At 70.1% G+C, this 24,208-nt stretch carries 17 protein-coding genes; 5 read left to right on the top strand and 12 right to left on the bottom strand.

The window, feature by feature from the left end:
- Window positions 1–45: 45 nt before the first annotated feature.
- From ACU6XJ_RS21850 to ACU6XJ_RS21840, 3 genes are all read left to right on the top strand, one after another.
- The gene (locus ACU6XJ_RS21850; RefSeq protein ID WP_476314811.1) at window positions 46–3,276 is read left to right on the top strand and encodes an NACHT domain-containing protein; all 3,231 of its coding nucleotides are present in this window, start codon (window positions 46–48) and stop codon (window positions 3,274–3,276) included.
- Between the two features lie 318 nt (window positions 3,277–3,594).
- On the top strand, window positions 3,595–4,071 hold the full coding sequence (locus ACU6XJ_RS21845) for an enoyl-CoA hydratase/isomerase family protein (protein WP_476314808.1): 477 nt from the start codon (window positions 3,595–3,597) through the stop codon (window positions 4,069–4,071).
- On the top strand, window positions 4,044–4,364 hold the full coding sequence (locus ACU6XJ_RS21840; protein WP_476314806.1) for an enoyl-CoA hydratase/isomerase family protein: 321 nt from the start codon (window positions 4,044–4,046) through the stop codon (window positions 4,362–4,364). The genes ACU6XJ_RS21845 and ACU6XJ_RS21840 overlap by 28 nt, the downstream gene beginning before the upstream one ends.
- A gap of 158 nt (window positions 4,365–4,522) precedes the next feature.
- Here ACU6XJ_RS21840 and ACU6XJ_RS21835 read toward each other — a convergent pair whose 3' ends face one another.
- Entirely contained in the window at window positions 4,523–5,350 is an 828-nt protein-coding gene (locus ACU6XJ_RS21835) for a helix-turn-helix domain-containing GNAT family N-acetyltransferase (RefSeq protein ID WP_476314803.1), read from the bottom strand.
- A gap of 103 nt (window positions 5,351–5,453) precedes the next feature.
- Here ACU6XJ_RS21835 and ACU6XJ_RS21830 point away from each other — a divergent pair, with 103 nt between their 5' ends.
- Entirely contained in the window at window positions 5,454–6,779 is a 1,326-nt protein-coding gene (locus ACU6XJ_RS21830; protein WP_476314800.1) for an FAD-dependent oxidoreductase, read from the top strand.
- Here ACU6XJ_RS21830 and ACU6XJ_RS21825 read toward each other — a convergent pair.
- Entirely contained in the window at window positions 6,760–8,001 is a 1,242-nt protein-coding gene (locus ACU6XJ_RS21825; RefSeq protein WP_476314797.1) for an MFS transporter, read from the bottom strand. The genes ACU6XJ_RS21830 and ACU6XJ_RS21825 overlap by 20 nt on opposite strands.
- Window positions 8,002–8,101: 100 nt before the next feature.
- Between ACU6XJ_RS21825 and ACU6XJ_RS21820 the strand changes: the two genes are divergently transcribed.
- Window positions 8,102–8,938 (top strand): helix-turn-helix domain-containing GNAT family N-acetyltransferase, encoded by an 837-nt coding sequence (locus ACU6XJ_RS21820; protein ID WP_476314794.1) that lies wholly within the window; start codon window positions 8,102–8,104, stop codon window positions 8,936–8,938.
- Here the strand turns inward: ACU6XJ_RS21820 and ACU6XJ_RS21815 are convergent, their stop codons facing one another.
- The 10 genes from ACU6XJ_RS21815 to ACU6XJ_RS21770 all read right to left on the bottom strand — a co-directional run bounded on the left by ACU6XJ_RS21815 (window position 8,939) and on the right by ACU6XJ_RS21770 (window position 23,818).
- On the bottom strand, window positions 8,939–10,090 hold the full coding sequence (locus tag ACU6XJ_RS21815; RefSeq protein ID WP_476314791.1) for an acyl-CoA dehydrogenase family protein: 1,152 nt from the start codon (window positions 10,088–10,090) through the stop codon (window positions 8,939–8,941). It abuts the gene before it with no gap.
- Window positions 10,091–10,099: 9 nt separating this feature from the next.
- Window positions 10,100–10,912: a maleylpyruvate isomerase N-terminal domain-containing protein gene (locus tag ACU6XJ_RS21810; protein WP_476314788.1), complete on the bottom strand. Its 813-nt coding sequence runs from the start codon at window positions 10,910–10,912 to the stop codon at window positions 10,100–10,102.
- On the bottom strand, window positions 10,909–12,348 hold the full coding sequence (locus ACU6XJ_RS21805) for an MFS transporter (protein ID WP_476314785.1): 1,440 nt from the start codon (window positions 12,346–12,348) through the stop codon (window positions 10,909–10,911). Before ACU6XJ_RS21805 ends, ACU6XJ_RS21810 begins: the two co-directional genes overlap by 4 nt.
- Window positions 12,349–12,445: 97 nt before the next feature.
- A complete protein-coding gene (locus ACU6XJ_RS21800) occupies window positions 12,446–12,814 on the bottom strand; it encodes an ArsR/SmtB family transcription factor (protein WP_476314782.1) in 369 nt (122 codons plus the stop codon).
- A gap of 54 nt (window positions 12,815–12,868) precedes the next feature.
- Window positions 12,869–14,356, bottom strand: coding sequence for a phosphonate ABC transporter, permease protein PhnE (gene phnE / locus ACU6XJ_RS21795; protein ID WP_476314779.1), 1,488 nt, complete (start codon window positions 14,354–14,356; stop codon window positions 12,869–12,871).
- 47 nt (window positions 14,357–14,403) lie between these two features.
- Complete coding sequence (gene phnC, locus ACU6XJ_RS21790) at window positions 14,404–15,147, bottom strand: phosphonate ABC transporter ATP-binding protein (protein WP_476314776.1); 744 nt, start codon at window positions 15,145–15,147, stop codon at window positions 14,404–14,406.
- A complete protein-coding gene (locus ACU6XJ_RS21785) occupies window positions 15,144–16,040 on the bottom strand; it encodes a phosphate/phosphite/phosphonate ABC transporter substrate-binding protein (protein WP_476314773.1) in 897 nt (298 codons plus the stop codon). The genes phnC and ACU6XJ_RS21785 overlap by 4 nt, the downstream gene beginning before the upstream one ends.
- On the bottom strand, window positions 16,037–17,146 hold the full coding sequence (locus ACU6XJ_RS21780; protein ID WP_476314770.1) for a ketoacyl-ACP synthase III family protein: 1,110 nt from the start codon (window positions 17,144–17,146) through the stop codon (window positions 16,037–16,039). The genes ACU6XJ_RS21785 and ACU6XJ_RS21780 overlap by 4 nt, the downstream gene beginning before the upstream one ends.
- Window positions 17,143–23,076, bottom strand: coding sequence for an acyltransferase domain-containing protein (locus ACU6XJ_RS21775; protein WP_476314767.1), 5,934 nt, complete (start codon window positions 23,074–23,076; stop codon window positions 17,143–17,145). The genes ACU6XJ_RS21780 and ACU6XJ_RS21775 overlap by 4 nt, the downstream gene beginning before the upstream one ends.
- Before the next feature lie 25 nt (window positions 23,077–23,101).
- The gene (locus tag ACU6XJ_RS21770; protein WP_476314764.1) at window positions 23,102–23,818 is read right to left on the bottom strand and encodes a glutamine amidotransferase-related protein; all 717 of its coding nucleotides are present in this window, start codon (window positions 23,816–23,818) and stop codon (window positions 23,102–23,104) included.
- Between the last annotated feature and the right edge of the window lie 390 nt (window positions 23,819–24,208).

Here is a 24,208-nt window from a genome sequence, read left to right as displayed (position 1 = left end):
TCACTGCTGTGGGTACGCAACCTGCTGCTGGCATTGCTGGGCGTCTTGTTCGTCGTGCTCGCGGTGTGGATGCTGAGAGAAAACCTGGACCGAGCCGACAAGCTGGCGAGCATCGCGGCGATCTTCGTCGCGCTGGTCTCGTTGGCCGCCACCGTAATCGGAATATTCCCCGCAGACACCACTGAGCCGGACCCGATCAAGCAGGCGGACGACCTCCATCGGACCGTGCGGACCGAGTGGCATGAGGAGGCGAATGCTCGGCGGCTGAAGGACCCGACGGTGTTGCCGCTGAGCTGGTCAACGGGTCGGATGGACGGCACCTTCGACGCGGCCACCCGACAACTCGCCGACCACTACCGCCGGATCCGCAGCGGTCGATTGGTGGTGTTGGGGGAACCCGGCTCGGGCAAGTCCGTATTGGCGATCATGCTGACGCTCGGATTGCTCGCCGAACGGAAGGCGGGTTCGACGGAACCGGTGCCGGTGCTGATTCCGGTCTCCTCCTGGGATCCCTTCGAGGAGAAGCTGGACGACTGGATCGTCCGAACACTGGCCATCTCGTATTACAACGGTCGCACGGAGATTCCGCGTAGCCTGCTGGACCACCGGCTGCTCATCCCTGTCCTGGACGGGCTCGACGAGATCCAGGAGTCGGCGCGTCGCATCGCGGTCAGGAACATCAACGCGGCGATCGGTGCCGAGCGCCCGCTGATCCTGACCTGCCGGTCCGCCGAGTACGACGATGTGATCGCGGGCGGGGCACCGGTTCTCCGGCAAGCTCCGGTCGTCCGGGTGGAACCCGTCCCCACCCGCGACGTCATCGATTACCTCAGGACCGTGCCGTGGCCGGAGGACACGACGTGGGACGAGGTCTTCGCCGATCTCGAGCAGCGGCCGAACGGCTTCCCGGCACAGGCGCTGTCCACCCCGCTGATGGTGTCCTTGGCGCGCACCATCTACCAGCGTTGCGGCGGCGACCCGAGCGAACTGCTGGGTTTCCCGAGTAGTCACGCCATCGAGGACTACCTCGTCGACCGGGTCATCGATGCCGCCTACACGGCGGAACGACTTCCCAACGGCGAACCCGCCGAGTTGGAGCCCAGGTGGGATGCCGTGCGGGCACGGACCTGGCTGACGTTCCTCGCCAGGCTCATGCACCAGTACCGGGAACGGGACCTGGCCTGGTGGCGCCTCAGCGACCGGGTCACCTCTGTCTGGTTCGGACCCGGCGTCGGCATCGGTATCGGCATCGCGCTGATGGTCGTGCTGTCCACAGCGGTATCACTGGTGAGGTCCGATGATAAAGCCGCGGAAGCGGGTCTGGACTTCGGCCTCACGGTAGGAGCCGGCATGGCCGTGTTGGCCACAGTGCTCTGGTACGGCGCGACAGGCCGCACGCCGGGACGAATCGCCTTCGTCGCACGGGGCTCGCTCGGCAGACTGCGCCAAGGGTTCAGCGCCGGGGCGTTCGGCGTTGCCGTACTGCTTGTGCCGATTGCCCTTGGCGCGGCGTTGGTGATCTACATCTCCAGTGACTCCAGCCAGTTCACCGAGGTAGCCGATCTCGTACAGGGACTCCTGATGGGCGTGGGGCTGGCATGCGTAGTCGGATCGGCCGTCGCGGTATCCCATTGGCTGAACGCCGTCCCGAAGCGGTCCTCCCGAGCGGGACCGCTCGACTTCATCCGACAGGATCGCCGATCGTCGCTGTTGGGTGCCTTGATCGCGGGTTGCGTCGCGGCGCTGATGATGGTGCCCACTTTCCTCATCGCCGGGACTCTGGGCGAGCTTCTTGGCCAGGCCGCCGCGGGCTGGGTGGGAGAAGAGGGGGTGGTCCAACTTCGACAGGGACACCTCGGGCTGGAGGATTCCGCGCTCAACCTCATCACGTTCACCGTCATCCCCGGCTTGTGCGTCGGCGTTCTCATGTTGCTGACCAGGGCTTGGCCGCGGTTCGTGCTGGCTCATTCGGTGCTCGCGCTGCGCGGCAGGCTGCCATGGCGGTTGCTGCGATTCCTGTCCGACGCACGTGACCGGGAACTGCTGCGGCAATCGGGCGGGACATACCAGTTCCGGCATGTCCGGCTGCAGGAGCTGCTCGCCGATCAGGCTGGAAGGCGCCTGAACCAACAGCCAGGTCACGAGACAAGGCGCAGGCACTCGCGTGCCGCCGCGCTGACCGCGATCATCGCGGTAGCCGCAACCTCGATCGTCGTGCTGGTCACCTTCAACCACCTTCGCTGCGAATCACTGACGCGCGTCAGCATCGGGGCGGACAGGGTGCGGGCGTTCGGAGCAGACGACTCGGTGTGTGTGGGAATCGTTCCCGAGACGTCCTGGCACGAGCTCAGCCTCGACCGGCAATGGCTCGACAAACTGAGGGCGGGCAATCGGGATGCCGAACAGGCGCCGACCCACGTCAAGATCCCCATCGCGGGACGGTTGCGCACCGCCAATGGTGCTCACCAAGCGATTCTCGACAAACAGCTTGTCGGTGTCGTGCTTGCCCAGCACGAAAGTGCGCGGCGCGGACGACCCGTGGAGATCATCCTGGTCGACACATCGGTTGATGGCCGCGACTCCGACGCGCTGAAACGAGTGGAGTCCTTCGACAAGCGCCAGCCTGAACCTGTGCCTGCGGCAGTCCTGCTCGAACACCCGGGGGGAAGCAGATTCAGCACCTCGTTTCCGGTCTTCCCGGCGGGCTTCCGCCACGAGGATGGCGATGCGGACAATCTGTCCCCGGACCCGGCGCTGAACCTGCTGTTCGAGTTTTATCTCGGCGTTGGGATAGCGCAACGCTTCGTTTCGCCCCGAACGGGCACCGCCATACGTATGGTGGACACCGTTTCGGACCCCACCTCCAAGGAATATTGCCCATCTTTCGCCGGACCCGTGTTCGCGGATATCAACCCTCGGGAACTCGAATCCCTTGGCCGGACGGTGCAACTTTGTCGTGACAACCGAGACCAGGAAATCCGGCTTGTGGTCCCCACCGAGGAGGTCGCCGATCAACTCCCTCGGTTGCCCGTGACGCAGTTCCACGGAGTGACCATCTACTACCCGAAACCGGGACCGGTACCTGCCTACCGCCCCTGCGCGGAAGTCGCCGCCGAGTTCCTACCTGACAACACCATCGGTTGTAACCCGCACGACGAAATCAGCATGGCCTATCGCGCCGTGATGAACGCAGGTGGTTCCGAGGACTACGCGGTGTATGCGATGAAACCGGGCAAGGACACGTGGGAGCGCACTCCTGCTGATTCGGTGCGCTGAGAAACTCAGCCGCCGGAAGCCTTGGCAGCGGCCTGGATCAGGCGGCCGTAGGGTTCGCGGATCTCCTCGGAAGCGGCTGGTCGGGATGGACAGGCTCAGGGCGGCGACCGGTCTGCCGCTGACGTCGAGGATCGCGGCGCCCACCGAGGACACGTCGCCTAAGCGGATGGGAAGCGCGTGGCGTCGGCAAGGCCTCCGGTCCCGCACCGCCGCGGCCCGTGGCGAGCCGGTGGTGCTCGCACCCGGCGACCGCGGGCGGATGACCTGCCGACACGTGGCAATGCACCTTGTCAATGACCCCGGAGTAAGGAACGCACCATGACGACCCCTGCCGTGCACGTGGACTACGAGTCCAAGCACGTCGCCGTGATCACTCTCGACAACCCGCCCGCCAACACCCTCGGCTGGGCGAGCCGTGAGCAGCTGGCGACCTGTCTGGAGGAGTTGGACGCCAACGTCGAGGTCCGCTGTGTCGTGGTCACGGGCAAGGGCAAGACGTTCACCGCGGGCGCGGACCTGCGTGAGGGCCAGGCCATGGCCGAGGTCCGGCTCGGCGAGTTCATGCGGGACTTCGACCGCATCCTCAGCGGGCTGGAGAACTTCCGCGTGCCGGTGATCGCCGCCATCAACGGCGCCACCATCGGCGGCGGCCTGGAGTTCGCGATGGCCTGTGACATCCGCATCGCCGCCGAGGACGCCTTCTTCGTCGCCGCGGGCGTCAATGTGGGGCTCATCGCCAACTTCTGGCGGCTGACCGCATCACCGGGTTGGGGCCCGCCAAGGAGATCCTGCTGACCGGCGCCCGCTACACCGCCGAGCAGGCGCTGCGCTGGGGCCTGGTCACCGAGGTGCACCCGCAGAAGGACCTGATGGCGGCGGCGCTGGACAAGGCAGCCTGGATCGCCACCAGGGCGCCGCTGGCGGTGGAGACCACCAAGGCGTGCGTGAACCGGGCGCCGGAACTGCACCGGGAGGAGGCGGCGCGGTTGCAGCTGAAGAGCTTCCTGGAGATGTTCCACACCGCCGACCACATGGAGGCGCTGGACGCGTTCTTCACCGGCAGGCCGGGCAACTACCAGCGCCGCTAGTGTCTGAGTCGGAGGTTCGTTGCCCGGATTTCGTGATCCGAATGGTCGCAGGCAAGGCGGCGAAAAACCGGCTGTACCGGGTGTACCGGGGTTTTCGCCAACACCGCCTGCGCCCATCTGGGCGCGGAAGACGGGTGACGAACCTCCGACTCAGGACACTAGGCCATTCGGCGTTCCATGAGCAGCGTGTCGTGCCAGACGCCGTCGAGATGCACCATGCGCTCGCGGACGCCGACGGTGCGGTAGCCCGCGGCGCGGTGCAGGGCGATGCCCGCGCGGTTGTCGGTGCGGACCGAGGCCTGCAGCGTCCACAGGCCCGCGGCGTCGGCCTCGGTGGTCTGCCGGTGCAGCAGGGCCTTGCCGACACCGCGGCGGCGGTGGGCCGTTGCGACGTGCACGATGGTCTCCGCCACCCCGCGACAGCAGTCCTTTGTGGACACCGGGGTGGCGGCGGTCCAGCCGACCACCTCGCCGCCGCGTTCGGCGACCCAGCGGTGGTCGGGCAGCCAGCGGGCGTCCAGGGTGGGGCGGGGCGGCACCACCGGGTCGCAGGCCGCGGTGGCGTTGCCGTCGGCGTAGATGCGGCGGACCGCGGGCCAGTCTGCGGGCGCCAGGGCACGCACGGTGACGTCTGCGGGCAGGTCCTCCGGACAGCAGGAGCGGGTGGCGAGCAGGCCCATCACGGCGTCCGCGGCATGCGGAAGCCCGGCGCAGCAGCCCTCGTTCGCAGTGACGACCGTCGTGGTGCCCTCCCTGCGCACCTGAACGAACCCGGCGTCGGCGAGCCTGCGGACGTGATGGGAGCAGGTGGGCTGACTGGTGCCGATGAGCTCGGCCAGCGACCCCACGGTGATGCCCGCGGGCGTGGTGGCGACGGCATGCAGCAGCCGCACCCTGGCGGGTTCGGCCAGGCAGGCGAACCACTCGGCGTAGGTGGCGGCTTCCTCGACCGGGAGAACGTTGCCCTGCGGGGGCGCGATCGTCATGGGCAGCACTCTATCGATTTCTATCGATGAGTGCATTGCAGCCATCGAGTGCGATCGATACAGTGGCCTCATTCGATCGAAACTGCTCGATGAAGGAGTCGGAATGACGGAATTGCCAGTCGTCGTGGTGGGCGCCGGGCCGGTGGGTCTGGCCGCGGCGGCCGAGCTTGCCGAACGCGGGCTCCCGCCGTTGGTGCTCGAACGCGGCGAGCACGCCGGTTCCGCCGTGGCGCAGTGGAATCACGTGCGGTTGTTCTCCCGCTGGGCCGAGCTTGTCGACCCGGCCGCGCGGCGGCTGCTGGAGTCCCGCGGCTGGCAGCATCCCGACGAATCCTCCTATCCCACCGGCGCCGAGTGGGCGCGGCGTTACCTGCGTCCGCTGGCCGACGCCCTTGGCGAGCGGGTGCGGCTGGGCACCGAGGTGGTCGGCGTCGCCCGCCGCGGGCGGGACCGCGTTGTCGACGCGGGCCGCGACACCGAGCCGCTCACCGTGCACGTCCGGACCGCGGCGGGCGAGGAACGCATCACGGCGCGAGCGGTGATCGACGCTTCCGGCACCTGGGGCACCCCCAACCCCCTCGGCGGCGACGGGCTGCCCGCCATCGGCGAACGCGCCGCGACCAAGCGCATCACCTACCGGGTGCCCGACCTGACCGACGCGGGCGTCGCCTCCCGGTACACCGGCCGCCATGTGGTGGTGGCGGGCAGCGGGCACTCCGCCCTGACGGCGCTGGTCGCGCTGGCCGAGATCGCTGAGCGGGAGCCCGCCACCCGGATCACCTGGCTGCTGCGCCGCGGCACCACCGGCGCGGTGTTCGGCGGCGGCGAGGCCGATCAACTTCCCGCTCGCGGCGCATTGGGCCTGCGCGCCAAGGACGCCGTCGCCGCCGGGCACATCTCGGTGGCCACGGGCTTTCGCACCAGCGAGGTGCGAGGCGACGGGAGGCTCACGCTGGTGTCCGACGAGGGCGGGCGGATCGAGGACGTGGACGAGGTCATCGTGCTCACCGGCTTCCGCCCGGACCTCTCCTGGCTGTCGGAGGTGCGGCTGGACCTCGACCCGACGCTCCAGGCGCCGGTGGCGCTGGCGCCGCTGGTCGACCCCAACGTGCACTCCTGCGGCACCGTCTACCCGCACGGCGTCGCCGAGCTCACGCATCCTGAGGCGGATGTGTACCTGGTCGGGATGAAGAGCTACGGGCGCGCGCCGACGTTCCTGGCGATGACCGGGTACGAGCAGGTCCGGTCCATCGCGGCCGCCCTCGCGGGCGATTACGAGTCCGCGGGCCGCGTCGAACTCGTCCTCCCCGAGACCGGGGTGTGCGGCGGCGCGGGCCTCTTCGACGCACCCGCCGAGGACGAGGCGGTGGGCTGCTGCGGAGCGCCCAGCACCCCGGAGCCGATCAGCCTCACCGCGGCGCCGCGCTGATCGCGGGAGCAGGGCCACTCGCGGGCTTCGCGGGTGGCCGGAAGTCTCGGGTGCACAGGCAGATCGCGGCGATCACACAGCTTGCCGCGACCGCGAGCATCACCGGCGTGTAGCTGCCCGCCGCCACGTACAGCGCGGCGGCGGCGGTCGGTCCCAGCGCCTTGGCCAGGGTGGCGGGGAAGGCGATCATCCCGGAGTAGGTGCCGAAACCGGCGGTGCCGTAGCGCTGGGTCAGCAGCGCGGGCCGGGCGATCGTGGAGACGCCGAAGCCCAACCCGAAGACCAGCACGCACAGGATCGCGGCGGTCAGGTCGCCGCCCACGAAGGGCAGCACCGCGATGGCGGCGGCCTGCAACACGAAGACCACCGCCGTGACCGTCGCGGTGGACCACCGCCTGCCAAGGCCGGTGGTGGCGATCCGGCCCGCCACCGACATGGCGCCCAGCAGGCCCGCGACCACGGCCGCGGCGGTGGCCGGGTGCCCGAGGGTGATCAGGTAGGTCACCAGGTGCACGCCCGCCACCGCGATGGCGGCGCCGTGCACGGTGAACGCGATCACCAGCCGCCAGAACGGGCCGTCCCGCAGCACCGCGGCAGAACTGTCCGCGGCGCGGTCCGCCTGTTGGGGCGCCACCCTGGGCACGGCGATGGCATGCAGCGGAATGGTCAGCAGCCCGTGCAGCAAGGCCAGCAGCAGCACGGCGTCCCGCCAGCCGAAGCGGTCGTTGAGCAGCCCGGCCAGCGGCAGGAAGATCGTGCTGGCGAACCCGGCCACGATCGTCACGGCCAGGATCGCGCCCGCCCGGTGGCCGCGGCCCACCGCTTGGACCAGGACGGCGAAGGCGGGTTCGTAGAGCACCATGGCGCAGGCCAGCCCGATCAGCGCGAACACCGCGTACAGCTCGGTGAGGTTCTCCACCTGGGACCACAGCGCGACGGCCCCGGTGCCCAGCAGGGAGCCCGCGGTCATCAGTCCGCGTCCGCCGTGCCGGTCGACCCACTTCCCCACCGGGACCGCGCCCGCCGCGGTGACCAGGACGGCGAGGGTCAATGCGCCGGTGACGCCGGTGGCGGTGGCGTGCAGGTCGGTGGCCATCGGCCCGAGGAACACCGCGAAGACGTAATAGAGGACGCCGAATCCCACGGTCTGCGTGACGGCGAGCCCGGCGACCAGCCTCCGCCGGGAACCTGCCGGATGTCGGAAAACAGAGGGTTTATGCACGTAAAACCCCTAAATCGATATCAATCGATTATATCAAAATCCAGAATATCGATGGTTTTCGATTGACGCAATTCGGGGCTGCGGCCGGATAATGGCGGGTATGACCCTTCAGGCACCCGCGGACGAGTTGCTGGCCCACCACGACGCCGCCACCTATGCGGACTGGTTCGGCTGCCTGGCCGACGCCACCAGGGTGAAGCTGCTGCACTCGGTGGCCACCGCGGACGGCCCCGTCACCGTCGGCTGGCTGACCGAGAAGCTGGGCATCAGCCAGTCCACCTGCTCCCACCACGTGCGCAAGCTCTCCGAGGTGGGCTTCGTGCTGCTGCGCCGCGAGGGCACGGCCACCATGGTGTCGGTCAACACCGCCTGCTGCACCGGTCTGCCGCATGCCGCCGACGCGGTGATGGGTGTGCTCGGCCCGCGGCCGTGCTGCCCGGACAACCTGCCCGAGGATGTCGCGGTCCGCGCGATGGCCGAGGCGGACTGGGACGACGTGCTGCGGATCTACCGCGAGGGCATTCTCACCGGCAACGCCACCTTCGAAACCGACGTCCCCACGCGGGAGGCGCTGGACGAGAACTGGCTCCCCGAGCACCGCTGGGTCGCCGAGGTGGACGGCGCGATCGCGGGCTGGGCCGCGGCCACCCCGGTCTCCCGCCGCGCCTGCTACGCGGGGGTGGCGGAGACCTCGGTCTACGTCGGCTCGGCCATCCGTGGCCGCGGCGTCGGCAAATCACTGCTGCACCGCCAGGTCACCGCCGCGGACGAGGCCGGGCTGTGGACGCTGCAGACCTCGATCTTCCCGGAGAACCGGGTCAGCGTGGGGCTGCACCAGTCCGCGGGCTTCCGCACCGTGGGCGTGCGCGAGCGCATCGCCCGGCACCACGGCGTGTGGCGCGACACCGTCCTGCTGGAACGGCGCCGCGCCGACTGATCAGCCGCGTTTGGGTTCCGGTATCACGTACCGGTTGAACAGCAACTCCCGCAGCACGTCGTCGCCGCCCTCCACGATGGACACGAACCGGACGTCCCGCAGGAGCTTGTTGACCACGTGCCCGCTGGTGTAGCCGAGGCCGCCGAACATCTCCGAGCCGGTGGTCGCCGCCTGCCACCCCGACTGGCCGCAGTACATCTTCGCGGCAACCGCGGAGCGCAGCGTGCCGCGGCGCACGAACTCCGCCGCGGGGTCGGGTCCGTCCACAATGGAGTCGAACTCGCGGGCGGCGGTGCGGCACTGGCTTTTCATCACCTCGATCTGCATCTCCAGCTGACCGAGCTTGCCCGCGAACACCGCGTTGTCGGCCAGCGTCGCGCCGTAGAGCGGTTTGGTCTCGGCATAGTCCATGCTCAGGTCGCGGATGCGCCGGGCGACGCCGATGGCGGTGGTGGCGATGAGGATGCGGCTGGCGTTGAGCCCGACCTCCAGCAGCCGCAGTCCCGGCCCGCGCAACGCGTTGACCGCGGGCACCCGGCAGCCGTCCAGGCGCACCTGGTAGGTGCCCGAGGAGCGCAGGCCGATCATCTCCCACCGCTTGATGACGGTGAGCCCAGGGCAGTCGCGTGGGATCACGACGGCGCGGAACTCGCCTTCGTCGTCCGCCGATGCGGCGACGACGATGAGGAAGTCGGCGAAGTCGGTGTTGGTGGAGAAGAACTTCTCCCCGTCCAACACCAACTCCTCACCCTCGCGGCGCACGGTGGTGGTGATGTTGACCAACTCGCTGCCCGCGGCCTGCTCGCTGCCGAGGGTGGCGCAGAACCCGCCGCGGGCCGCCATCGGGGCGAGGTAGCGCTCGCGGACCTCGTCCTCGCCGTAGAGGGACAGCATGGTGGTGCCCAGCACGGAGATGAACAGCGTGAACGCCGCGCCCGCGTCGCCGTAGGACAGTTCGGAGACGATGTCGACGCTGTCCTCCAGGCTCAGTCCGAGGCCGCCGATCTCCTTGGGCAGCCACCAGTTGGACAGGCCCTCCCGGTGGAAGCGCTCATACAGCGGCAGCGGCACCTGCTCGAAGGCGTCCAACTGTTCCTGCCGGTCGAGCAGTTCCCTTGCCGCGAAGTCCCGCACCTGCTCGAGGATGCTCATGGCGGCCCCTCAGATCCGGAAGAACAGGTTGAGGAACTTCTCGGCCACCGCGTGATCGCCGCGGACGGTGCCAGCGTTGGCGCGGCCGAACGCGGTGAGCACCAGGCTCGCCGGGTCGAACTCCAGCACCGTCGGCAGGTCGTCGAGGCTGCCGGGGGCGGCCTCGATGCCCTTCTCGTCGACCAGCAGCCGGGTCTCCCCCGCATTGGGTCCGGAGTGGACCCGCACGCCGATCTCGAACGGCTCGACGCCCGCGGTCTGGCAGGTGTTCTGCCACATCAGGAAGCACACCGGCACCAGGATGTCGGCGGCCTCGCCGTCGAGACCATGGGATTTGCCGGTGCCCTGCCGGATGTCCCAGCCGTGCACGATGTAGTCCAGGGCCTGGCAGATCGGGTAGAAGCAGGCGGGCACCGGGCCCATGTGCCGGTGCGGCACCGACAGGTCGGTCCACTCCGCGTCGGTGAGGTCCTCGGTGACGGCCAGCATGCGGTCCAGGTCGACGCGCAGGCGGTCCAGCAGGTCGGCCCGGTTCACGCCGCGCAGGGCGCGGGCGCCGGTGTCCATCACCTCCGCCATGTTCCGCACTCCCAGCGGCTCCCCGGCCTCGGCAAGGCCGCGGGCGGTGTCGAAGGAGTGCAGGTAGGTCTCGGTGAGGTCGGTGAGGTGCGCGATCACGTCACGCACCCGCCAGTGGCCCGCCGCGGTGGGCGCCTGCCAGGCCGAGGGGTCCGAGGCCGCCGTGAAGACGGCCTCGGCCTCCCTCCGCCAGATCCGCAGAATGTTCTCCCGGCTCGCCGGGTTCATGAAGTTCCAGCTCATGACTCTTGGGCCACCGGTGCGGGCGCCTTGCGCAGCAGCGGAAGCACGGTGATCAGGCAGCCCGCCAGGGCGATGGCGACCGCGAAGATCAGGCCGGGTCGGAACTGCTCCAGCACCTCGGCGGCCGACTGCGATGCCGTCGACCCGGTGATCATGGCGGTGGTGATGGCCAGCACCAGCGCCGCGCCGACCTGTCCGGAGCTCTGCACCATGCCCGCCGCCAGGCCCTGCTCCTCGGGCGCGACCCCGGCGACCGCCTGCACGTTGGCCGAGGGGAACACCAGCGCGAAGCCGAGACCCACCAGGATCATCGTGGGCAGCAACGCGGTGATGTAGGACGGGTCGGTGTCCAGACGGAGCAGCAGCAGGAAGCCGACGCTTTCGGCCAGCAGACCCGCGACGATCAGTTTGGCGGTGCCGAAGCGGCCGATCAGCTTGGCCGCCTGCGGCGCGCCGACCGCCACCATCAGGCCGACCGGCAGCAGCGCCAGTGCCAACTCCAGCGGGGTCCAGCCCAGTGCCGACTGGAGGTAGAGGGTGATGATGAACTGGAAGCTGAAGTAGGAACCGAGCAGTGCTACGAAGGAGAGGTTGGCCCGCACCAGTTCACCGCTGCGCAGGATGCCCAGTCGCACCAGCGGTTGGCGCATTCGCTTCTCGATGAACACGAAGGCCGCGAACAGGGCGATGACCAGCACGAAGAAGCCCAGCGTCCGAGGGTGCGCCCAGCCGATCTCGGGCGCGGTCACCACGGTGTAGACCAGCAGCAGCATCGCCGCGGTGATCGTGGTGGCGCCGAAGATGTCGTAGCTGCCCCGGGCGGCGGGCTTGTCCCTCGGCACGACGGCCAGGCCGACCAGCAGAACGGCCAGCGCGATGGGCGCCGGGAACAGGAAGGTCCACCGCCAGCTGATGCCGGTCATCAGGCCGCCGACGATCAGGCCGGAGGAGAACCCGCTCGCGCCGAACACGGTGTAGATGGCGATCGCGCGGTTGCGCTGGCGTCCCTCGGCAAAGGTCGTGGTGATGATCGACAGGCCCGCGGGGACGGTGAACGCCGCCGCCGCGCCCTTGATCAGCCGGGTGATGATGACCAGCAGGCCGTCGTCGACCAAACCGCCGACGAGCGAGGCGACCGCGAAGATCCCCACCGAGATGAGGAAGACCTTGCGGCGTCCCACCAGGTCCGCGGTGCGACCGCCGAGCAGCAGGAACCCGCCGTAGCCCAGCAGGTAGCCGTTCACGACCCACTGCAGGCCGGTGGTGGACATGGACAGGTCGTTGCCCAGCGCGGGCAGGCCGACGGTCACCATCGTGACGTCGAGGCCGTCCAGGAACAACGCGAAACACAACACGGCAAGCAAGATCCACAGGCGCGCGGACCAGCGATCGCTGGTCTGGCCCGCTTCCTGCACAGCGGCCGTTGACCCCGTCATGACGTCAAATCCCCTCAGAGACGCAGCATGAATGTGCTTATGCAAATATCGACCGAATGCGTCAGCGCCGGTGTGGTGCCTACCGGCGGAATTCGGTTCAGTCCTCCTCGCGGCCGCCGCAGGCGGCCGCCCCCTCGGGGGTCAGGGAGGCAAGGGTGGCCAGCAGGCGGACCGGGTCCGCCAGCTGCTCACAGCACAACGCGTAGACGTTCGCGCGTCCGCGCGGCGTGACCGTGACAAGCTGCTGCTCGCGCAGCGGTGCGAGGTGGTGGCTGACGAGGGTCTGGCTCATGCCGGTCGCCTCCTGCAGCTCCTTGACCGTCCTCGGCTTCTCGGCGAGCAGCAGGGCCAGCATCAGCCGGTTCTCATCGGCCAACGCCTTGAACTTCGGAACCATGAGGCGCGCCATCTCCCGGTTCGACAGATCCGCCGACCCCAGGAGCTGAATGTCCAGTGCCTCATCCATACATATATTCCTATCAACAACGAACGCTGTTGTCAATCGCCGACGCTGGGCTCCTCAACGCAGCAGTCTGCGGAGCAGTACGGCCAGCAGTTCCAGGGCGCCGACGACGGCGAAGATCAGCACCATGATGAGGGTGACGACCTCGTATTCGCGGGTGCGGGTGGCCTGGAGGAGGAAGTAGCCGATGCCCCCGCCGCCCACGATGCCCAGCATGGTGGCGGCGCGGATGTTGACGTCGAGTTGGTAGAGGACGTGGCCGACGAGCGCGGGGGCGGCCTGCGGGAGGGTGGCCGTCCAGTGGGCTTGGAGCCGGGAGGCTCCGGTGGCGAGCAGGGCGTCGCGGGGGCCGTCGCCGATCTCCTCGAGTGAGTCGGCGACGAGTTTGCCGAGCAGGCCGGTGACGGCGATGGCCAGCGCCAGGGTGCCCGCGACCGGGCCCAGGCCGACGATCACGATGAAGACGATGGCCATCACCAGTTCGGGCACGCCGCGCACGGCGAGCACGATGCCGCGGCAGGCCAGGTATATCCCGCGGCGAGGGCTGACGTTGCGTGCCGCCAACGCACCCAGGGGCAGGGCAAGCACCGCGCCGAGCAGGGTCGCGGCGAATCCGATGTGGACGGTGACGAGCAACGCGTCCAGCAGGGCGTCCAGGGAGCCTGCCGAGCCTGGGGGCCAGAAGCGGGCCAGGGTGCGGGCGGCACCGTCCCAGCCGCCGGACAGGCCGACCTTGGTGATGCCGATGTACCAGGCGGTGACCGCCACCGCGGCGAGGAACAGCAGGGCGCCCACCAGCGGACGCCAGAGCGACACCCCCCGGCGGGCGCGGTTACCGCCGCGCAGCAGCAGGCGGCGCAGCGTCATCGACACCAGCTCCACCACAGCGCACAGGGCGAGCATGACCAGTGCCCAGCCGATGCCGAGGGCGAAGTCCAACCTGGCGAAGGCGTGCGACATCTCCATGCCGACGCCCGCGACGCCGACGTAGCCGAGGATCGCCGAGATGCGCAGGTTGATGTCGAAGCGGTGCAGAGCGACCGCCACGAAGGCTGGCAGCACCTGCGGGAAGACACCGGTGGCCAGCTGCTGGGCGCGACCCGCTCCGGTGGCGCGCAGGGCGAGGCGCGGGCCCTCGTCGATCTGCTCGATGGCATCGGCGTAGAGCTTGCCGACCATGCCGACCGAGTGCAGGCCCATGGCCAGCACGCCGGGCAGCGCGCCGAGGCCGAAGATCCGCACCAGCACGATGGCCAGCACCAGGTCGGGGATGGCCCTGGCCACCACGATGACGGTGCGGGCGCCGAGCCTGCTCGTCGTGCCGCGGCCGGTGTTGGCGGCGGCCCACACCGCGATCGGGATGCTGATCAGCACCGACAGCAGGGTGGCCAGGAAGACGATGGACAGCGTCAGCCCGACCTGCGACAGCACCTCGGCGCGGGCAGGCAGCGTCGGCGGCCAGGCCCTGGACAGGAAGCGCAGGGCGTTGTCGTAGCCGGTGGCCAGCGCGCCGACGCCGATGTCCAGTTCGATCAGCGACCACACACCGAGGCCGGTGAGCCCCAACAGGATGGCCGCGGTGAGCGGCCCGCTCAGACGCCGACGGTGCCGTACAGCTCGTTCAGGCGCGACGGGTCCAGAGTCGCGCTGGGGGCGTCCAGGACCAGCCTGCCCGCCCGCAACCCCAGGATGCGGTCGGCGAAGGACAGTGCCAGTTCCACCTGGTGCAGGTTGCACAGTACGGTCAGCCTTTCTTCGCGGGCGATCTCGCCGATCAGGGCCAGCACCGACCGGGCCGACTCGGGGTCCAGCGAGGCCACCGGCTCGTCGGCCAGCAGGATCTCGGGGTTCTGCATGAGCGCCCTGGCCACCGCGACCCGCTGCTGCTGACCGCCGGACAGGGTGTCCGCGCGCTGGTAGGCCTGCGCGCTCAAGCCCACCCGGTCCAGATTCGCCAGCGCCTCGTGCCGCAGCGCCCGTGGGTAGGTGACCAGGCCCAGTCTCGGCCCGGCCAGCCTGCCCAGGGCGCCGCTGCACACGTTCTCCAGCACCGACAGCCTGCCCACGAGGTGGAACTGCTGGAACACGAAGCCGATCCGGCGCCGCAATCGCCGCAAGGCACCGGCGTTCGCGGTGTCGACCCTGGTGCCCAGCACGGTCACCGCGCCGCCGCTGGGCTGCTCCAGTCCGTCCACGTGCCGCAGCAGGGTGGACTTGCCCGCCCCGGAGGGGCCGAGCAGCACGACGACCTCTCCGGGGTGGATTTCGACGTCGACGCCGTCCAGCGCGGTGGTGTCGGGCGGGAAGCGCTTGTGCACTCCCGCGAAGGTGATCACGGGTTGATTTGCTGACACGCCTTGGCCTTGGTGGTCTGGCAGAGCTTGCGGATGGAGTCGTAGACACCGTCGTCCACGGCGGCGAAGCCCCAGCTTCCGCCGATGTTGGGCACGCCGAGGGCTTCGGCGTTGGCGCGTTGGGTGACGGCGGCCGTGATGATCTCGCGCAGCCGGGGGCTGAGCTTGTCGGAGACGGCCATCGGCGAGTTGACGATCGGCTCCGAGGTCCACACCTTGGTGAACTGGGCGGGGTCGATCTCCCCCTGTCGGGGCAGCACCTGGTCGAACATGGCGTCGCGGGTGGCCGCGGCGTCGCAGTCGCCGTCGCGGACGGCCAGGATCGCGGCGTCGTGGCCGCCCGCGAACCTGGCGGTGTAGTCGTTCTCGTTCACCCCCGCCGCCATCAACGCGCCCAGCGGGAACAGGTAGCCCGACGTGGAGTTGGCGTCCACGAAGCACATTCGCTTGCCGCGCAGGTCTGCGACGCCGTTGATGCCGCTGCCGGCCTTCGCGACCAGGTAACCGCGGTAGTTGGGCTGCTGCCCCTTGCCCTGCAACTCGGCGGCCACCGGCAGGATGCCCGCGCCGGAGTCTTTGGCCAGCACGTAGGACAGCGGGCCGTACATGGCCAAGTGCACGGTGCCCGCGCGCTGGCCCTCGATCAGGCCCGCGTAGTCGGTGAGCACCTGGAACTTGACGTCCTTGCCGGTTTCCTTCTTGAGCAGGTCGACCAGCGGCTGCCAACTGTCGGCGATGGTTTTGGAGTTGTCGTAGGGGATCACTCCGAACACGAGGGTGTCCGGTTCGGACCCTGCGGCATTTCCGCTGCTGCCACCGCAGGCCGCGGCCAGCAGCACCGCGACGGCGGCGAGTGCGAGTTTCAGGCTCCTCATACCGTCACCGGCCTCAGTCGCAGGCGGGACACCGGCCGCGCGGCGGTGGGAGCGGCGGGTGTCGTCTCGGCGGCACCGGCCGACCAGACGGGCAGGTGGTCGATGCGGATCACCGCGCAGGTGATGGAGGTGCCGCCGCCGTGCGCGACGACCAACACGTGGTCGCCTGGGCCGACCTGTCCGGTGGCGACCAGGTGCTCAAGGCCCACGATCTGGTCGTTGACGGTCATGTGGCCGAACTGGCGGCCGTAGTCGAGCAGGCCCTTGTCGACGCTGATGCCCATCGGGTCGAGGATCACCTTGAGGTAGCTCTCCATGCCGGTGAACACGTGGGTGACCCGCGCGATGTCGGCGGGGCCGACGCCCGCTTCGGCCATGGTGGCCAGTGCGAGTTCGGCCCGCAGGTCGCCCTGCCTGCCGATGATCTCGTCCACCTTGTCGTCGACTTCGTCGCCCATGCGGTCCTTGAAGGACACCTCGCGGCCGTCGCCCGACGATGGCGGGAAGATCGGCTCGTTGCCGCGGTAGAGGTGCTCCAGGTCCGCGGTGGACGCGGAGCCGATCGCCAGCAGGCTGGCGAATCCATCCACTTTGGACAACAGGATGGCGCTCGCGCCGTCGCCGATGACGCCGTTCTGCAGGCCGAAGCGCCACCGGTTGAAGTCGGGGACGCCGACGTTGTCCGATCCGGTGAGGAGGGCGTCGCGGCGCTCCGGGCCCGCCAGCAGGTAGGAGGCGGCCATCTCCATGCCGCCGACCAGCCCGCTGCACGCCTGCCACACCAGGAACGACGGCACGTCCCGGTCGGTGATGTGCCGCAGGATGTAGTGGTGCGGGGACCAGCCGATCGGGCCCTGCTGCCAGCTATAGGCGTGCACGTGGACGTCGATGTCGGCGGCGGGCCGCCCGGACCGGGCGACCGCCTCCCGGGCGGCGTGGATGGCCATGTCCGGTGCGGGCGTTGTGCCCGCCACGGCGGCGCCGGTCCAGCCGAACCACTCGTAGTCGTCGCGGTCGTAGAGGCCGAGTTCGACGGCCTCCTCCGCGGTCATGATCGGCGGCAGGTAGGTGCCGAGGCCGCTGATCCGGATGCCTGGTGTCTTCACGCTCCCTGCCCTCCGACCCGGACGCTGTCGGCGACCTTGGCGATCGTGCCGCCGCGCAGCAGCGTCGCCACCGGCAGCTTGATGCGGAACTCCCGCTCGATGCGGGTGCGGAACTCCATCGCCATCAGCGAGTCCATGCCCATCTTGTTGAGTGCGGTGCCCGCGTTGATCCGTTCCGGGCGGGTGCCGAGGATCGAGGCGGCCATGCCCGCCAGCGTCTGCTCCAGGCTGTCGGCGGTCCCGTTCGTCGCGGGTGCCGCACCGTTCTGTGTGGGCGCCAGCGGTTTTGCCGCCGCAGGCTTGGACGCCACTGCGGGCTTGGGCGCCGCCGGTTTCGGCGCGACCACTGTGGGTTCGGGACGCTGCACCACGGGCTTGGGCGCGACCGGCTTCGCCGCGACCACGGCGGGTTCGACCGGCGGCGCGGCGACCACCACAGGCTTGGGTGCCGGCGCCTGCGGCCGAGGGCCTTGGGTGGCTGGTGCGGGTTCGGCAGCCGCCTTGCGCTGCGGGGTCAGCCGCACCGACCGGACCGCCGTCGCCTTGGGCGGCGCCATCCGGATCACCGATGCCTGGGTGCCGAGCACCTCACGCAGCACCGGTTCGGCCGCCGCGGCGGGGTAGGCCCTGGCCCACTCCGACCAGTCGACGGGAAGCACGGCCACCTGCGCGGTGTCCTCGGCCAGCACCTGCTCCAGCACGGCGATGCCCGCCTCCGGGCCGAACTTCGCCATACCGCGCGGCTCCGCCTGCCTGCCCTCGGCGCGTTCCTTGCGGGCCATCATGCCGACGCCGTCCCAGTACCCCCAGTCGACCACCGTGGCGGGCAGTCCCTTGGCCCTGCGGTGGTGGGCCAGGCCGTCGAGGAAGGCGTTGCCCGCCGCGTAGGCGCCCAGCAGTGGGGAGCCCAGCACGGCCGAGGCCGAGGAGAACAACACGAAGAAGTCCAGCGGCTCCGCCGCGGTCAGCCGGTGCAGCGCCCAACCGCCCGCGGTCTTGGCCCGCAGCACGGCGGCGGTGCCCGCCGGATCGGCCTCCCGCACCGCCGTGTAGTCCACGGTGCCCGCGGCGTGCAGCACACCGCGCACCGGCGGCGAGCCCGCCAGCCGACGGTCGGCCAGCACGGTCCGCATGGCGTCGAGGTCGGCCACGTCGATCGCGGCGTATTCCACCTCGGCGCCGCGCTCCACCAGGTCACGCAGCAGCGTCACCTGCGCCGTGCGCGGATCGTCGGCGGCCAGGCCGTCCCAGTCCTGCACCGGGGGCAGTTCGCTGCGGCCGGTCAGCAGCAGGTGCCGGGCACCGCGGTCCACCAGCCAGTTCGCCAGCGTGCCGCCGATGCCGCCGAGCCCACCGGTCACCACATAGGTGGCGTCCGCGTCGACGACGGCCGCCCGCGCGGCCGGGGTCGTCCGCACCGGGGTGTCCAGCGGCAGCAGGGCGCCGAGGTCGGCCAGTTCGGCCACCTTCGCCAGCACAGCACCGGTCCGCTCCGCGGCGGCGGCGTCCACCAGGAACGCGTACGGCAGGCTCGCGGCCTGCGCCGGGCTCAGCCGTGCGGGCTTCGGGGCGAGCAGCGCCACGGGCACTGCCCGCTCCGTGGCGCTGCCCGCCAGGGTGATCACCTCGTCGCCGACCGCGAACCTGCCCACGTTCGCGCCGACCGCGGTGACCACCGCTGCGCACTCCCCCGTGTCCGCGGTGTGCGTCGCCCGGATCACCGCTTCCGCCGCGCCCGGCAGCACCTGGCCGCCGTGGCGGGTCAGGCGCGCGGCGAACCGGCGGCCCGCGCGCAGCGCCACCTGGTTCTCCTCATCGGGGCGCAGCAGCCCGTCGATGAGGGCGGTGACGCTGGCGGCGTCGGTGTCCAGGTCGACCAGGGTGGGCCGCCAGGACGGGTGCTCGACGGCGAGCGTGCGGCCCAGCCCCCACAGCGCGGACTGGAAAGGCGCCGAGACCGGGTCGTTGGCGGTCACGTGCTGGGCGTCCCTGGTGACCAGCCACAGCCGGGGCCTGCCCGGCAGTTCCACCTCGTCCATGGCCTGCGCGAGGTTGATCGCGCTGTGGCAGCTGAACATCTCGGCCCGCTCCACCTCGGTGGGCAGCGCGTCCAGCGGCGGCGTCGCGTCCAGGCTCCACAGGTGCACCACTCCCCGGAACGGGCCTTCGCCCGCCAGGTCCAGCAGCACCTTGGCGAGGTCCTCGCGGGAGGCGGGGTCGACCCGGTAGCGGTCCGATCCGCTGGTGGCCGGGGTGGCGGCGGCGGTGGCGACCACGACGCGTTGGCCGTGCTCCCGCAGTCCCTTGACCACGGCGCGGCCGACGGGCCCGCTGTCGGTCAGGACCAACCAGGACGCTTCCTCGGTCTCGGCTGCGGCAGTGGTGGGCGCGGGTCGCCAGCTCAGGTCGTAGAGCCAGTCCTGATGTCGGTTGTCGGTGCTCATGGGTGCCGCTTTCGGTTGGGGCGCACGGCCGAGCAGGTACTGCAGACGCAGTCCCCGAAGCTCGGCGACCAGCGCGCCGTCGGAGTCGTGGATGGCGACGTCACCGGTGAAGGAGTCGACGCGGTCGCTCGGCAGGAGCCGGACGTGGCTCCACGAGAGGGCGGTTGGCCTGCGATAGAGGCGGGCGGAGTCGATGCCGCCGAGCACGAACGCGCCCGCGTCACCTGCCACGATGTCGGGCCGCGCCGCGACCAGCGCATGTGCGGCGGCGTCGAGCAGCGCGGGGTGGAAGTGGTGCTCCCCCATGGTCGGTTCGGCGCACCACAGCCTGGCCAGCGCCTCCCCCTCCCCCCGCCACACCTCGGCCACGCCCTGGAACGCGCCGTTCCACTGGTTGCCGCGTTCGGCGTGACAGTCGTAGAACTCCGTGCGGGTCTCCCGCCGGGGCAGCCGCCGCTTGGTGGCGGCGAGGTCGAACGCGGCGGGCAGCGGTGCGGTGGTCGCGCGGACCACGGCCTCGGCGTTGAGCACCCACTCCCCGCCGTCGAGGCTGTGCAGCTGAAACGCCAGGGCGCCCCCCGCCGGGGTCAGGCTGACGCGGACGGTTGTCGGGTCGTCCTCGTCGAGGAAGATGCCGCGCTTGTAGTCGACCTCGGCGACCTCCACCGGGATGTCGCCGAGCACCTGCTTCGCGGCGGCGGTGGCCAGTTCGAGGTAGGCGGTGCCGGGCAGGATGACCGAGCCCTGCACCAGGTGGTCGCGCAGGTAGGTGTTGTCCCGCAGCGAAATCGGGCCCTCCCAACTGCGGGTGTCCCCTGTGGACTCCGCTTCGGCGCCCAGCAGCGGGTGCGCCGCGGTCCTGGGTGTCACCCAGTGGGCGGTGCGCTGCCACGGGTAGCGGGGCAGCGTGAGGAAGTTGCCGCCGCCGGTGACCGCCTCCCAGGCGATCGGCGTGCCCGCGACGTGCAGGGCGGCCAGTGCGGCCAGCATGGCGGCGCGCTCGGGTTCGTTGCGCCGCAGGCTGCCGATGCCGGGCTCGCCCGTGGTGGCCTGGATCGCCGCGACCAGCACCGGATGCGGGCTGATCTCCACGAACACGGTGCCTTCCGGTTGGGCGGTCACGGCGCCCGCGAAGTCGACCGGCTCGCGGATGTTGCGTGCCCAGTAAGCGGCGTCCAGCTCCTCGCCCGCGACGACCTCGTTGAGCAGCGTCGAGTGCATCGGGATGGCGGACTGCCGAGGACGCAGGTCGGCCAGCGCGGTGGCGAGTTCCTCGCGGATGCCGTCCATGTGGTGGCTGTGCGAGGCGAAGTCCACGTTCACCCAGCGGGTGAACACGTCCTGGGCGTCCAGTTCGGCGAGAAGCTGCTTGAGCGGTTCGCCGTCGCCGGACAGCAGGATGGAGGTGGGGCTGTTCACCGCCGCCACCGAAATGGTTCCGGCATACGGCTCGACCGCGGCCGCCGCCTGCTCGGCCGACAGTTCCACGAACGCCATCGCGCCCTGGCCGCTGCGCTGCTTGGCGAGCCTGCTGCGGCGGCAGATCACCGCACCCGCGTCGGCCAGGCTCAGCGCGCCCGCGATGTAGGCGGCGGCCGACTCCCCCATGCTGTGGCCCAGCACGACATCCGGCTGCACACCCCAGGACTGCCACAGGCGGGCGATGGCGATCTCCATCGCCCACAGGGTTGGCTGGATGACGTCGAGTTCGGCGAACCGCTCCGCGTCGTCCCCGCGCAGCAGTTCCAGCACCGACCAGCCGGTCTCGGCGGCGATCACCTCGTCGCACTCGCCCATGGCCGCGGCGAACACCGGCTCGGTGTCCAGCAGTTCGCGGCCCATCCCGATCCACTGCGAGCCCTGACCGGGGAACACGAACGCGATCCTCGGCGCGGTGGCGTCCACAAAGGACGTCGAGCTGACCCCGGGTGCGCTGCCGTGTTCGGCGAACTCGCGCAGCGCCGCCGCGGCCTCGCCCGCGGAGTCGGCGACCAGGGCGAGCCTGCTCTCGTGGTGGGCCCGCCTGGTGGCGGCGTTGTGACACACATCGTGCAGCGACGCGCCGCCCTCCAGCAGGTCGGCGTAGGACAGCGCGAACGCGGTCAACGCCTCCGGGGTACGCGCTGAGACGGCCAGCAGCTCGGTTCGCGGCGCCTGCTCGGGGCGAGGCGGCTCCGGTCGGGCACCGGAGACCACCACATGCGCGTTGGTGCCGGTGAGCCCGAAGCTGCTGACGCCCGCCAGCCACGGCCGGTCCCGCGGTGGCAGCGGGGTGAGCGTGTCGGGCAGCCGCACCGGCAGTTCGTCCCAGGACAGCGCCGGGTTGGGCGTGTGCTGGTGCAGGTTCGGCGGCACCACGCCGTGCTCGAGGCACAGCACCGTTTTGATCAGACCCGCCATGCCCGCGGCGGCTTCGGCGTGACCGATGTTGGTCTTCACCGACCCCACCAGGCACGGGTTGTCGACACCGCGTTCGGCCAGCACCGAGCCGAAGACGTTGACCTCGACGACATCGCCGACCCTGGTGCCGGTGCCGTGTGCCTCGAGGTAGTCGATCTCGCCCGGGTCCACGCCCGCCTGCCGCCATGCCCGCAGCAGCACATCGCGCTGGCCGTCGAAGCCGGGCGTGACGAGGTATCCGCTGCTTTGCCCGTCGTTGCCGACGGCGCTGCCGAGCAGGACGGCCCGCACCCGGTCGCCGTCGGCGCGGGCCTGGGACAGCGACTTGAGGATCACGATGCCCACGCCGTCGCTGCGCACGAAGCCGTCCGCGGAGGCGTCGCCGAACTTGCAGCGCCCGTCGGAGGCGAGCATGCCCGCTCCCGAGTAGACGGTGCCCTCCTCGGGCAACAGCACCGCGTTGACCGCGCCTGCCACCGCCGTCGTGCACTCGCCGGTGCGGATCGCCTGCGCGGCAAGGTGCACCGCGGTGAGCGAGGAGGAGCAGGCGGTGTCGACCGTCATGCTCGGGCCGCGCAGGTCGAAGGAGTAGGCAAGCCGCCCGGAGCTCATGGCCCTGGCCGCGGAGCCGATCAGTCCGTAGAACTCCAGTTCCTGCGGCTTGCGGGCCTGGAGGTACCAGTAGTCACCGCCGTACTGGCCGACGAACGTGCCGGTGTCCGAGCCTGCCAGCCGGTCGACGGCAAGGCCCGCGTCCTCGAACGCCTCGTAGGTCACCTCCAGCAGCAGCCGGTGCTGCGGGTCCATCTTCGTGGCCTCGCGGGGCGAGATGCCGAAGAACTCCGCATCGAACTCGTCGATGCGGTCCAGGAACCCGCCCCAGCGGCTGCTGGTGCGCCCCGGCGACGATGGCGCGGGTTCGAAGATCGCATCCACGTCATACCGGTCCCGTGGGATGTCCCTGATCGCGTCGACGCCCGCGCATAGCTGCTCCCAGAAGGAGTCGATGGTGTTGGCGCCGGGAAACCGACCCGCCATCCCGATGATGGCGACAGGCTCGGCGAGGGCGCGTTCCTTGTCCGTCATCGCTGTTCCCTGGTCTCTTCTCGGCTCAGACGTGGCTGAGCGCGGGGGCGATGGCGGGGCTCCAGCCGATCGCGGTGAGGAACCCGGCGACGATGGGGTGCAGCTTGTCCGCCGTGCTGGTCAGCTCGGGCTGGAACAGGCAGGCCAGGAAGAACGGGTGGTCCTCGATCTCCAGGGCCCGCGGCGCACCGGCCACGTCCCAGGCGCAGAACCGCACGTCGCCGACGCTGGCGCGGCTGAGGAAGTCGGCGTCCCATCCGTAGTTGCACTGGAGGATCTCGTCGATCTCGGTGCGGTTGCCGAACAGGGCGGAGACGTGGGAGTCGGGCCGCAGCGTCACCTTGATGCGGTTGCGCGGGTCGAAGGAGCAGGCGGGCGCCATGACCAGGTGCATGATGGGCTCGAGGTCGTCGGTGAGGTCGACCACCTCGGGCAGCTTCAGCACGTTCTGGGCGTACTCCAGCACACAGCTGTAGAAGCCGCCGCAGGTGCCGAGCAGGGGTGCCTTCGTCTCGCGGGCGTGGCGGATCGCGCGGTGCACGCCCTGCTGCGAGTGGTACGGCGCGCCGGGCACGACCCAGATGCCGTCGAACCTGCCGAAGTCCGTGTTCTCGTCGATCTCGGTGGTGGGCACCCACTCGTAGGAGACGCCGAGCTGCGGGAGCAGCGCCTCGATCGCCGGGTGAGCGGGCTCATCGTGGTTGTACTGGTCACCGACAAGTGCGAGATACGGTGCGGACATCAATTCCTCCTAGGCGGCGGAGTCGCGCGAGCGCGTTTCTCCGCGGGCAAGTTCTGTTTTTGGTGCGCGCCAATGCACGCCGGAATGACGCCCCAAAAAGCACGAAGCTTCGGGATACGCCGAATAAAGCCCACGCGCCGGATCCGAAGCGCGCAGGTGCGATGCGCCCGTGCTGATGCCAGGCGCATACCCCACCGCATCGAACGTGCTGCTCACGCTCGATGGATGAGTATCGGTTGCAGCTCGATGGAGCTAAGCGTCAGATGGACGTCCAGAGCCGCGGCACTCGCAGCGCATATCCGTTCCCCCACTCGTCAATTCATCCCCAGTGACCGGTATGACTCTGCCGATAACGCGAAATTATCATCGAAGGATATCGATATCAATACT

Source organism: Actinorectispora metalli (genome assembly GCF_056323685.1).
This window is presented reverse-complemented; position numbering and strand designations above follow the sequence as displayed.